Below are 11,257 nucleotides of genomic sequence, written 5' to 3'. Positions count from 1 at the left end.
TGGCGCCTCTGAGACCATTCAGCGGATGAGAGATAGAAGTTGCTTTACAGCAACTTTTCTCTATGGATATATTGCAAAGCATCTGAAACGACGATAAACTCGTGGTTGCGGTATAAGTTTGAAGATGAAGGTTGAACCAATCCTTTTTCGACCAATGATTTAATTACTTTGCGGCTAAAAGACTCTTTCTTCTTTAGGCAGCGGCAAATATCGGAAACACGAAAAGGACGTTGTATCATCGCTCCCGCTCGGATTACTTCTTTTTCGTAGATCGTCAACTCATTTTCTTTTTCGCCGGCTAACTTTCCCATTAATTGCTGTACATATTTTCTGCAACTATGGGCATACCCGTCTAGCTCATCTTTGCTAAAAGGAGCATAAACGTATCCTAGCAGTTGCATGGTACGAATTCGCTGTTTTTCAAAGTTAAATCTTCTTCTTGTAATATTCTCTGCGTGAGCCCCATATCCGTCGCATTCAAAAGCTATCGATAACGGCTTATAGAATACATCCACGTACATCCGAGTTCCTGACTCACCTTGAAACTCATACTCCAGTACAAATCCTTCGAACTCATGAAAAACAGGCCACAACACCTCCTTAAAAAGAACGAGAGTTCCATGAATATCTTTTTCCAACATTTCCAATCTTCTAGGGCTCGCCGTCTTTTTTTGCTCCTCCAAAAAATTATTAAACTTACTCTCAAATCCGCTTAACCTCATCATTATCCCTCCAGGCCAAATTAGCTGTGACTTTTTTCATTTTGTAAGGTTGATGGTTTGTTGGTTTGTTGGTTTGTTGGTTTGTTGGTTTGTTGGTTTGTTGGTTTGTTGGTTTGTTGGTTTGTTGGTTTGTTGGTTTGCTTTGTTGGTTTGTTGGTTTGCTTTGTTGGTTTGTTGGTTTGCTTTGTTGGTTTGCTTTGTTGGTTTGCTTTGTTGGTTTGCTTTGTTGGTTTGCTTTGTTGGTTTGCTTTGTTGGTTTGGTTTATTACTATCGTTTGCAGCTCTGGTTTGCCGATCTGGTTTACTGGAAATTTGGTTTGTCCCATCATTAGTCCGTCGGTTCGGATTAAAATGGAAAACAAAAAAACGCCGCTCGTCTTTAAAAAGACAAGCAGCGTATTCCTTACGCATATACCGTTTGCGTCAGCCAAAAATCATTGGTTTGTTAAAACCGCTGATGTCGTGGCTATAATGTCATGGCTAACTTAACCCCAGCTTCGTTAATCCAATAAACCTATACTTTATAGACGTTGGCCGCTTGAGCGCCACGGTTGCCATCCGTAACGTCGAATTCAACCGCTTGACCTTCCTCCAATGTTTTAAAACCGTCACCTTGAATGGCAGAGAAATGGACGAACACGTCTTCGCCGTCCTCCACTTGAATAAAACCATAGCCCTTCTCTGCATTAAACCATTTTACTGTACCTTTCAACGTTCATTACCTCCTAAAATTAATCGCCGCTTATAACGACGAATGAGATCATTATAACGATACAAATTTTAAAAAGCAATTTCAGTTAAATTATGAATAATATAGAATTTCTAACGACATGAAATTAGCCAGGTTTTTAGTAATAAGTTGAACACGACATGACTTCGAATGCCGTTTGAACAAATGTGGCTATTTACTTTCACATAGTCAAACACGTCTGAACTCTTCCGATTAAAAGGCCAAAGTGTCCATTTCGGTTGATTACCGCCCACATAATAGATATGATGATTACTATACCCATAATTAACTGTTCAAAGGTGGATACGCTAATGTTTAAAAAACATCAAATTTACAAGACCGATAAATACAATATGCTTACTGTCGAAGTACAGGGCAAAACGTTGATCGCAAGAGAAATTTCAGATCAATGGGGCGAGGAATGTCACACCTTCGTCAGCCGTCCCGAGATGATGCATTGGGCAGAGAACAGATTCCGTCCCGAGAAGTTTGTAGGACGTGAGGAAGAACTCGAAGCCATCATGATAGCTTTAAAAGAAGTGTAGACGACTAAACGTCAAATTTATTTGTATTCTTTTGTGTGTTAGCTTCTTTACGTCATATGGTCATACTTCTTTGTATCTTTGCTTCTCCGTGTTTTAACGTCTTACATTATCATTTTTTGGATCTTTCCGTCTTTGCATCTATACCCTTTTGCAAGCTGCACGATCATTTTTGCAAGAAATTGCGATGACGGCATCGAACATATCGGCGCAATCGCTCGCATAGTAACGATTAGGAGGATCACAAAACAGAATGGATGCAATGACATCATCGATTATTTTTATTATCGCGGCATTTTCGCTTGGAGCCGTACTTATTTTAAAGCGGGATACGATTCCCCCGGGCATGCGCCGCGGCCTCGCTATTATTTCCATTTGTTTGATCGCTTTTGCTTTTTTCCTTATCGTTTATTCGCTCATTACAATGGGAAGCTAAGAGGGCTTTTGCATAGATTCGCCGGGAGCTGGGCATAGTAGCGACAAACTGTGTCTAGCGAGGTGATTTCTATGAAATGGCTCTCTCTGCTTGTGGCGCTCACGTTAATGCAAGGCGTTGCAGCCGATCATGAGCATAGAAATGCGCAAAATTGGAAGCCATCCATCAAATCCATACCGAGGAGGAATATGATGAGTCAACTACCTAAACGTTCAGAAACAGCTGCCGAGCACCGCTGGAGGCTGGAGGATTTGTTCGAAAGCCAATCCGCTTGGGACAAAGAATATGCGACAGCCAAAACATTGCTCAAAAAAGCGGCCGATTTTCAAGGCAAGTTAAGTGATCCCGCCCAGCTTAAAGCCTGTTTCGAGTTGGAAGATGAAATTTCCTTGCATGTCGAGCGCCTTTACGTATATGCCAACATGCGCCATCACGAAGATACGGCCGAGCCTGGCTATCAAGCTCTGTCCGACAAGTCCAAAAAGCTAAGCGTAGAAACGGGCGAGGCGCTTTCTTTCGTCACTCCTGAAGTGCTCAGCCTAGCGGACAAAGAATTGGATGCCATGATCGCTAATGAGTCCCTTGCCAAATACCGCCACACCTTGGAAGAGATGAGACGGCAAAAAGCTCATATTTTATCCAAAAATGAAGAGGCTTTGTTGGCACAGGTAGGCAATGTCAGCTCTGCGTCCGGCACGATTTTCGGCATGCTCAACAACGCGGACCTGAAGTTCCCGAAAGTGAAAAACGAAGCTGGCGAAGAAGTGGAATTGACTCATGGCCGCTACATTCAGTTTTTGGAGAGCAAAAATCGCGACGTTCGGCGCGAAGCGTTCAAAACGATGTACGATACATACGGCAAATTAAAAAATACGCTCGCGGCTACGCTGAATGCGAACGTTACGAAAAACATTTTTTACTCTAAAGCGAGAAAATACGATTCTGCACTAGGCATGTCGCTTTACGGCGACAATATTTCTAAAGAGGTTTACACAAACCTCATTGACACGATCCATAAACATCTGCCTTTGATGCACCGATATATGGATCTTCGCAAAAAGCTGCTTGGTTTAGATGAACTGCATATGTATGACCTGTTTGCGCCTTTGGTTGATGAATTCGATATGGAAATCAGCTATGAGGATGCGAAAAAAACGATTTACGAAAGCTTGAAGCCGCTTGGCGAAGACTATTTGAAAGTGCTTCAAGAGGGATATGACGAGGGCTGGATCGACGTTTATGAAAATGAAGGCAAAAAAAGCGGCGCTTACAGTTGGGGAGCCTTCGGTACGCATCCTTATGTACTGCTCAACCATAAAGACAATTTGAACAGCATGTTCACTTTGACTCATGAGATGGGCCATGCGCTGCATTCGTATTACTCCGACAACAACCAAAATTACCGGGATGCTCAGTATACGATCTTTTTGGCCGAGGTCGCTTCTACACTTAACGAAGCGCTGCTCATGGACTACTTGCTGGGCAAATCGACCGATCCGAAAGAAAAAATGTATTTGCTGACGTATTACGCGGATCAGTTCCGTACGACCGTTTTCCGTCAGACGATGTTTGCCGAGTTTGAAAAAATCGTTCACGAGCGCTCGGAAGAAGGCGAATCGTTGACTCCGCAAGAGCTCAGCAAAATTTATTACGATCTGAACGTCAAATATTACGGCAAGGGAATGGTCGTCGATCAAGAGATCGAGATGGAATGGGCGCGCATTCCGCATTTTTACAACAGCTTCTATGTGTACAAATACGCAACCGGCTTTTCTGCGGCAACCAGCTTCTCCAAGCAAATTTTGGAGGAGGGAGCGCCTGCCGTTGACCGCTATCTCGGTTTCCTAAAAAGCGGGGGCAGCGATTTCTCGATCAATATTTTGAAAAAAGCAGGTGTCGATATGTCTACGCCTGAGCCGATCGAACAAGCGATGAGCGTGTTTGAAGAGCTGATTGGTCAAATGGAGCAGCTTACTTCAAAAAAATAGCAAGCTAGACGAAATTGGCCTTGCCCATTTAAAAACCGCCCCGAATATGGAGAATGGACCTGAATAAAGGTCGATTCCCCATCCGGGGCGGTTTCTTTTTTAGAAAATAGAGCCGATAGCCCAAGCAAGCAGACCGGCAAACAAAGAGGACAGCAGGTTGACCCTGTCGTTGTTCAGCGCGGCAAAGCCGCGAATATGGCGAGTTGCGCTGCCGCAATGCAGCTCGCGCTCCGTTTCGCTGCCGCATGTCTCGCAGCGAAACATGGCCTGGCCCGTTGCGCCGAGCAGCGAGTCGGCGAACGCGCCGGCCAGGCCGGCGGCCGCTGCTGCGAGAACCACCGCAGCAGCGGCTTCGCCGTGGAACGCTGCAGCGTCGCCTAGCGGCTGCAGCTTCAGCAGCAGCGCTGCCACGACGCCGATGAATACGGCGCCGCCTAGCGCTGCTGCGCTTCCGAGCGGCGTTACTCCGCCGCTCGTCCCCGGAGTGACGCGCTTCCCGCTTATAATCGAGCGCGGAGCGGTACGGCTAAGGGCGCCGATTTCGGTCGCCCAAGTGTCTGCATTGACGGCGGCCATTACGCCGACAAACGCATAAAACCAGCCCTCATGCGGCCATAAAGCATGAGCTGCGCACAGAAGGAGCCCGGCTCCACCATTCGCCCATACTTGTCCGGCATCGCGGCGCCCGCTTTTGGCATAGTTGGCTTCCGCCTTTGCCTTTGCTCGGGAATGCTTTTTCCACTTTGACCATACGGAAGACGAAACAAAAAAAGCGATAAGCACGCCGAACCAAACCGGCTCGCCGAGCGTAATAAATCCGGCTCCCATAATAGCGGCCGATAGGGCTCCCGATAGAGACAACGCACGCGCTCTGTACGCCGCAGCACCCATCAGCCCCCCGCCGAGCAATCCAACGATCAGCCTGACCCACCAGTCATCCCAAATGCCAACCATCCCTCTCCCCGCTTCCCATTCTATTTCCTCAATCGCTTAAACCAAGCAGCCAGCCAATGAACAACGGCGGAACGATCCTCCATCGCCGCTCTCCAACGCTCGGGATAGTTGGTGCATATCATCAACTCCGGATGAAGCGAAGCGACCTTGCGAATGGTCGCGATATCGTTGACCGTCCAAGCCATCGTTTCGATGCCCGCCGCATGCAGCTGCTCCATTCGGTATTTATCTAGTTTCGAAAAACCGATCGATAAAAAATCGGCCCCCATCTCCTGAAGCTCCCTAATCAGAGTGCTGCGCCATCCGTCTAATATTAGCCCAATCCGAACGTCCTGGTGGAGCTGCCGCAATCTTTGCAGCGTGCCCATGTGAAAGGACGTAAACACGATTTCATCCAGCATATCGCAAGCGATAACGGTTTCCAGCGCGATTTCTTCAATGCGTGGGTACCGAACGCCATCGGTTTTCAACTCGATATTAACCCGGCACTTGCCCTTCGCTTCCATTAATACCTCACGAAGCGTAGGAATCGACTCACCCCGAAACTGCGGCGAAAACCAACCCCCTGCATCAAGCGAAGCAAGCTCGGCCGCCGTCCAGCTTTTTACTTCTCCGCGGCCGTTTGTCGTCCGCCTCAATTTATAATCGTGAATGACGACCGGCACTTCATCTTTGCTTAATTGGACGTCAATTTCAATCCAATCCACATCAGGCGCTTCCAGCGCCATCCGAATAGCGGCCATCGTATTTTCCGGCGCGCTGCCAGACCATCCCCGATGCGCGACGCACGGATTTTTCATGCAAAAAACCTTCCTTTCCCGCAATCCCTCAAAAATGTTCGATATTCAGCTAATCCGGGACAACGGTTCCATCGCCTTCTAGCTTGACGCCAAAGGAAATAGACGACAGACGGTCAAACAGCGCCTTGGCCGCTTCACCCTCCAATGGAATCGGCTGCGATTCGGTAACGGCCATCGGGTTAAATTTCAACTCGCAATCGCCGCTTTTTGTGCAGCTTGCATCCAGCACGCCCGTTTCGGCATGTGCGCCTTTTGGTTTGGAAGCATAAACAAAATTGCCCAAGCTATAAGCAATCCACTTTCCCTTATACTTTTCAAAGCCTTGCAGCACATGAGGATGACTGCCGATGATTAGATCGGCGCCCGCATCGATATACTCTCTGGCATATTGACGTTGCAGCTCCTCCGGCTTATCCTTGCCGTCCTCGCCCCAATGCACCATAACGACGACTAAATCCGCCGTTTGCTGCGCTTTGGCAATAGCCGCTACCGTTCTTGTTGTGTCGTACGTTTCAGCAATGCCTGGTGTATCTCGATCTGCTTTAAACCGAGCAAACGGAATCACTTCGCTTACGCCGATATAGGCCACTTTAAAGCCTTTTACTTCTTTGACTAGCGGGGCAAACGCTTCCGTATCGTTTTCCCCGACTCCCATATAACCTATGCCATTGCTTGTAAGATGCTTCATCGTATCCCGCATCCCTTCAAGCCCCTGATCAAGCGCGTGGTTGTTCGCCAAACTAAGCACGTCAAACCCGGCATCCCGCATTGCCGTTACTGTTTCCGGCGAGCCTTTATACACATATGGAGTGCCCTCTACAGGCGTGCCTCCGGTCGTAATCGGAAGCTCCAAATTGCCCGCCATCAAATCCGGTTCGCTCAAATACAACAGCGATTTTAAATACGGGAAATCATACCCTTTCTGACTCATAATCGTTGCAATATATTCACCCGGCAGCATATCCCCGACAAAAGACAAGCCAACCCGGTCTCCTCCAGCCACCGCTTCCTCTCCGTTGCCGTCCCCTTGAACAGGCGTCGGTTCCTCCGTTACAGGAGGAGAAGTTTCGCCGGCCTCGGAACCCGGCTGTTCGGAAGGAACTTCTTCGCCGGCAGTGTCGTCGTCATTTGCGGTACCTTCGCTCTCTGGCGAATCAGGCCTCGTTTCGGAAGGCAACAGCCCGTTGTCGCCGTTCCCGCCTACGCTCGCGCTCTGACCGCTGCCCCCGCCAAACGAAGGAATCCAGTCCGGCAAGCCTTTTCCGTTTAATGCAAAGCCCGCCAGTATAACAAGCGCACCTATTAAAATAAGCGAATAACTCATCCACTTTTTTTGACTTCTTTTCCGCTTTACCTTTTCGCTTTGGCGCGATTCCGATCTGGATAACATAGAAAGACTCCTTTATCTGATAGACTGATCTTTCAGCAAAGCTAGACTTCCTTATTATACCTTCTCCAGAAGGGGAAGAGAACCTATTATTATACCCTTGTCTGCTAGCTTAGCAGTTTTTGTGCCGCTTCTTTGCCTTGTCTTACGCAATCGGGCAAACCTACGCCGTCGAACGCCGCACCCGTCACCCAAATTCCGGGTGCCTCAGCCTGCAATCTCGCTCTAAGCGCGCTCATTCGTTCAAGATGACCAACGGGATATTGCGGCATGGAACGGTTCAGTCTCGTCAATTCTGTAAAAAGCGGCTCCGCCGTAATGCCCATCGTCTCCCGTATATCTTTGCGCACAGCAGCAATCAGCTCTTGATCGGGAAGCTTAACGCTTTCTTGATCCTCGGAATGGCCCACGTAACAGCGCAGCAGCACCTTGTCGCTTGGACTTGAATGGAGCCATTTGCTCGACGTCCAAGTACAAGCCGTAATATGAAGCCCTTCCGAGCGGGGCACGACAAACCCGGAACCGTCAAATTCGAGTCCAAATTCAGCCTTGTCAAAAGCCATCACTACATTTGCCACCGATACATATCGGATATCGCGCAGCTCAGGACAAGCAACTAGCGGTTCCAGCAGCTCCGCTGCCGCAAACGCGGGAGCCGTCATTACGATTTTGTCGGCTTGCAGCCGTTTACCGTTAGACAGAACAACCGTGTACCCGCCGTTACTTTCTCGTATCAGCTCTTCCGCCTTGACGCCAAGCTCGCGCTCCACTGCGCTAAGCGCGTTGTCCAGCGCTCTTACAAGCGAGGACAGCCCTCTTTTAAATGTAAGAAAAGTAGCGCCTTTCGCCTTTGCCGAAGCGGCTGCTGCCGTCACCTTGCGATTATGGATCATTCCTTTAATTAGGCTTCCATGTTTGCGCTCCGATTCGGCAAATTGCGGAAAGGTCGCTTTTAGACTAAGCTTTTTCAAATCGCCGGCATAAATGCCCGCAAGCAGCGGTTCCGCGATGCGCCTCATCACCTCGGTACCCACTCTGCGCTCAAGAAAACCGCCAAGCGATTCATCGTCAGGAGCCGGTCTTGCTGGCAGCGCAACATCCATTAACGCTCTAAGCTTTCCGCCCCATGAAAGCAGACCCGTTTTGGCAAAGGGGAGAATTTCGGTCGGAATGCCCAGCACCAGTCCTTGAGGCATGGCATGCAGCTTCTTGTTATGCATAATATACGTTTTTTTGGCAGCCGGATTCGTTGCCGTCAATTCGTCTTCCAATCCGAGCTCGGCAGCAAGTTCGACCATAGCCTGCTTGCGCGCCAAAAAAGAATCCGGGCCTTTTTCAATGACGAATCCGTCACGTTGCAGCGTATTAATTTTTCCGCCCAAGGCCGGAGCTTCATCCACGATCGTCAGATGGACACTCCGGCCTTGCCGCTCCGCTTCCCGCTGCAAATAAAAAGCGGAGCTCAGCCCGCTGATCCCCCCGCCAATGACGACAATTCGATCAATCGATTCTGTACTCCGCATCCTATTCATTCCTCTCCAATAGCGCTTGCCGCTTCCAAGACCGATTCAGCCAGCGTTTCCATATAAAGCGGATCGCGGTTCAACATCGCTATTCTCTCAAACGCGATGCCGAGCTTGCCCGCCTCCGCTTTGGCTTCGATATCGAGATCGTAAAGCACTTCCAAGTGATCCGATACAAAGCCGATTGGCGCGGAAAGGATCGCTTTGACGCCTTCTTGCGACAAAACGTCCATCGTTTCCAAAATGTCCGGGCCAAGCCACGGCTCTCTTGTCCGCCCCGCGCTTTGCCATGTAAACTGCCAATCCGTCACGCCCGCCGCTTCCGCGACGGCCGCTGAAGTTTCGAACAATTGCTTCTCGTATGGATCGCCAAGCTCTCTAATTTTTTCTGGGAGGCTGTGTGCGCTGAACAGCACTTTTGCCTCGGCTCCGCCGGATGCTGCGGATAATCGTTTAAGTCCGTCCTGCACCCGCTCTGTCAAAGCAAGCAGCAGCTTCGGATGCAAATGGTATTGCTCGACACAGACCATCTCAATGCCAAGCTCCGCCGCTTTCTCCTTAGCCCGCTTCATGTAGCTGCCTACGCTCATAACCGAATAGTGAGGAGCGAGCACGATGCCAACCGCTTTGCGGATGCCGTCCTTAGCCATCGCTTCAACGCCGTCTTCAATGTATGGACGGGCATGCTTCAAGCCTTGGTAACAAACGTACTGTTCTGGCGCTAACGTTTCTAACTTGTCCTGAAGACCGGCCACTTGCCCGTTCGTATTTTCGCGGAGCGGGAATACGCCGCCGACAATCGCTTCATAGCGCTCCGTCAGTTCCGCCAATTGTTCAGCGGTAGGTGGATGTCCCCTCCGAATATGGGTGTAATAAGCTTCTACGTCGTCCATCGACTCCGGCGTACCGTAAGACATGACCAGAACGCCGATCTTTTGCTTGGCATTAGACATGGCTCGTCTCCTCGCTATTTTTTCCCTTTAACGCTTTTTCCGAATAGGAATGAATAAACGCCGTTAGCTCCGCGAGTTTTTCCAGGGAAGCTTCCGGGAACAGCCCGTGGCCCAAATTAAAAATAAAGCCCGGCTCCTGAATGCCTTGATCGATAATTTCCGCCGCATACGATTCGATAACGCCCATTGGCGCCGTCAAAATAGTCGGGTCCAAATTGCCCTGCACGCCAAATTTGCCGCCCAGTCTGCGACGTCCTTCCGGTATGCTTACACGCCAATCAAGACCGATCACATCCGCCTTCACTTGCGTAAGTTCAGGAAGCAGCTCGCCGGAGCTGACGCCCGGGAAATAAATTTTCGGTTGCGGCAAATCCGACAGCTCGGCAAATATTCTTTCGATAGTTGGCAAAACAAACTTGCGGAAATCAGCCGGAGCAAGCGCCCCGACCCAGCTGTCGAACAACTGGAACGCCTTGCCGCCGTTAGCGATATGAGCCCGCAAATAAGCGATGACCATATCTCCCAGCTTTCTCATCAGCTCATGCCAAACTTCTGGCTCGCTGTACATAAGCGCTTTGGTGCGCAAATAATTTTTGGACGGCCGTCCTTCAATCAAATAGCTGGCAATAGTAAACGGCGCCCCCGCAAACGTAATAAGAGGCACTTCCAGCTCGCGGTCCAAAATACGGATCGTCTCCAGTACATGGCCAAGATCGCCTTCAACGTCAATCGGCTTTAGTCTCTCAACGTCTGCCGCCGAACGGATTGGGTTATGTATAACGGGGCCAACGTTTGCAACAATATCAAAATCGATGCCGATAGAGGCAACGGGATTCATAATATCGGAATACAAGATGGCAGCATCCACGCCCAGCTTGCGGATTGGCATCATCGTCACTTCCGCAGCCAGCTCGGGCTGCTTGCATATTTCAAGCAAAGAATATTTTTCTTTTATTTTGCGATAGTCGGGATCGTATCTACCTGCCTGACGCATGTACCATACTGGTACGCGATCTACTTGTTCCTTCCGGCTTGCCCGAATGAAACGGTCGTTATAAGACATTCACGTTCCCCATTTCTATGTATTTTTGTCTGCTACCATTATGCCCTTTTTCACGAACCCTAACAACTGTTGTAGCTCCGCTTCCTATGACAATAGTATGACAATAAAAAGAAGAGGCCCCAAATAAAACGGCGAAACCTCTAGCCAAAGCTGCTCCGA

Annotated in this window: 12 protein-coding genes; 3 read left to right on the top strand and 9 right to left on the bottom strand. The window is 49.2% G+C overall.

Annotated elements, in window-relative coordinates:
- Positions 1 to 44 precede the first annotated feature (44 nt).
- The 3 genes from ACFQZE_RS01505 to ACFQZE_RS01495 all read right to left on the bottom strand — a co-directional run bounded on the left by ACFQZE_RS01505 (position 45) and on the right by ACFQZE_RS01495 (position 1,434).
- Entirely contained in the window at positions 45 to 725 is a 681-nt protein-coding gene (locus tag ACFQZE_RS01505; protein ID WP_379352925.1) for a hypothetical protein, read from the bottom strand.
- A 33-nt stretch (positions 726 to 758) separates the two neighbouring features.
- A complete protein-coding gene (locus ACFQZE_RS01500; RefSeq protein ID WP_379352923.1) occupies positions 759 to 1,133 on the bottom strand; it encodes a hypothetical protein in 375 nt (124 codons plus the stop codon).
- A gap of 103 nt (positions 1,134 to 1,236) precedes the next feature.
- Entirely contained in the window at positions 1,237 to 1,434 is a 198-nt protein-coding gene (locus ACFQZE_RS01495; RefSeq protein WP_379352921.1) for a cold shock domain-containing protein, read from the bottom strand.
- A gap of 329 nt (positions 1,435 to 1,763) precedes the next feature.
- Here ACFQZE_RS01495 and ACFQZE_RS01490 point away from each other — a divergent pair, with 329 nt between their 5' ends.
- From ACFQZE_RS01490 to pepF, 3 genes are all read left to right on the top strand, one after another.
- Positions 1,764 to 1,997 (top strand): hypothetical protein, encoded by a 234-nt coding sequence (locus ACFQZE_RS01490; protein WP_379352919.1) that lies wholly within the window; start codon positions 1,764 to 1,766, stop codon positions 1,995 to 1,997.
- Between the two features lie 250 nt (positions 1,998 to 2,247).
- Entirely contained in the window at positions 2,248 to 2,430 is a 183-nt protein-coding gene (locus tag ACFQZE_RS01485; RefSeq protein ID WP_379352917.1) for a hypothetical protein, read from the top strand.
- A 191-nt stretch (positions 2,431 to 2,621) separates the two neighbouring features.
- On the top strand, positions 2,622 to 4,418 hold the full coding sequence (gene pepF, locus ACFQZE_RS01480; RefSeq protein ID WP_379355451.1) for an oligoendopeptidase F: 1,797 nt from the start codon (positions 2,622 to 2,624) through the stop codon (positions 4,416 to 4,418).
- Between the two features lie 99 nt (positions 4,419 to 4,517).
- Here pepF and ACFQZE_RS01475 read toward each other — a convergent pair whose 3' ends face one another.
- From ACFQZE_RS01475 to hemE, 6 genes are all read right to left on the bottom strand, one after another.
- A complete protein-coding gene (locus tag ACFQZE_RS01475) occupies positions 4,518 to 5,372 on the bottom strand; it encodes a DUF92 domain-containing protein (RefSeq protein WP_379352915.1) in 855 nt (284 codons plus the stop codon).
- Positions 5,373 to 5,392: 20 nt separating this feature from the next.
- Positions 5,393 to 6,172: a glycerophosphodiester phosphodiesterase gene (locus tag ACFQZE_RS01470; RefSeq protein ID WP_379352913.1), complete on the bottom strand. Its 780-nt coding sequence runs from the start codon at positions 6,170 to 6,172 to the stop codon at positions 5,393 to 5,395.
- Between the two features lie 49 nt (positions 6,173 to 6,221).
- The gene (locus tag ACFQZE_RS01465) at positions 6,222 to 7,562 is read right to left on the bottom strand and encodes a CapA family protein (RefSeq protein ID WP_379352911.1); all 1,341 of its coding nucleotides are present in this window, start codon (positions 7,560 to 7,562) and stop codon (positions 6,222 to 6,224) included.
- A gap of 104 nt (positions 7,563 to 7,666) precedes the next feature.
- A complete protein-coding gene (gene hemG, locus ACFQZE_RS01460) occupies positions 7,667 to 9,082 on the bottom strand; it encodes a protoporphyrinogen oxidase (protein ID WP_379352909.1) in 1,416 nt (471 codons plus the stop codon).
- A 5-nt stretch (positions 9,083 to 9,087) separates the two neighbouring features.
- Entirely contained in the window at positions 9,088 to 10,035 is a 948-nt protein-coding gene (gene hemH, locus ACFQZE_RS01455; protein WP_379352907.1) for a ferrochelatase, read from the bottom strand.
- Positions 10,028 to 11,098, bottom strand: a complete 1,071-nt coding sequence (gene hemE, locus ACFQZE_RS01450; RefSeq protein WP_379352905.1) for a uroporphyrinogen decarboxylase — start codon at positions 11,096 to 11,098, stop codon at positions 10,028 to 10,030. The genes hemH and hemE overlap by 8 nt, the downstream gene beginning before the upstream one ends.
- Positions 11,099 to 11,257: the final 159 nt, after the last annotated feature.

The organism is Paenibacillus sp. GCM10027627 (assembly GCF_042675505.1).
Taxonomy (GTDB): Bacteria; Bacillota; Bacilli; order Paenibacillales; family Paenibacillaceae; genus Pristimantibacillus.
This window is presented reverse-complemented; position numbering and strand designations above follow the sequence as displayed.

Excerpts from the sequence above, each read along its gene's own strand:
- ACFQZE_RS01505 (WP_379352925.1), bottom strand. The coding sequence starts at position 725 with ATGATGAGGTTAAGCGGATTTGAGAGTAAGTTTAATAATTTTTTGGAG.
- ACFQZE_RS01500 (WP_379352923.1), bottom strand. The coding sequence starts at position 1,133 with ATGCGTAAGGAATACGCTGCTTGTCTTTTTAAAGACGAGCGGCGTTTT.
- ACFQZE_RS01490 (WP_379352919.1), top strand. The coding sequence starts at position 1,764 with ATGTTTAAAAAACATCAAATTTACAAGACCGATAAATACAATATGCTT.
- ACFQZE_RS01485 (WP_379352917.1), top strand. The coding sequence starts at position 2,248 with ATGGATGCAATGACATCATCGATTATTTTTATTATCGCGGCATTTTCG.
- pepF (WP_379355451.1), top strand. The coding sequence starts at position 2,622 with ATGAGTCAACTACCTAAACGTTCAGAAACAGCTGCCGAGCACCGCTGG.
- ACFQZE_RS01475 (WP_379352915.1), bottom strand. The coding sequence starts at position 5,372 with ATGGTTGGCATTTGGGATGACTGGTGGGTCAGGCTGATCGTTGGATTG.
- ACFQZE_RS01470 (WP_379352913.1), bottom strand. The coding sequence starts at position 6,172 with ATGAAAAATCCGTGCGTCGCGCATCGGGGATGGTCTGGCAGCGCGCCG.
- ACFQZE_RS01465 (WP_379352911.1), bottom strand. The coding sequence starts at position 7,562 with ATGTTATCCAGATCGGAATCGCGCCAAAGCGAAAAGGTAAAGCGGAAA.
- hemG (WP_379352909.1), bottom strand. The coding sequence starts at position 9,082 with ATGCGGAGTACAGAATCGATTGATCGAATTGTCGTCATTGGCGGGGGG.
- hemH (WP_379352907.1), bottom strand. The coding sequence starts at position 10,035 with ATGTCTAATGCCAAGCAAAAGATCGGCGTTCTGGTCATGTCTTACGGT.
- hemE (WP_379352905.1), bottom strand. The coding sequence starts at position 11,098 with ATGTCTTATAACGACCGTTTCATTCGGGCAAGCCGGAAGGAACAAGTA.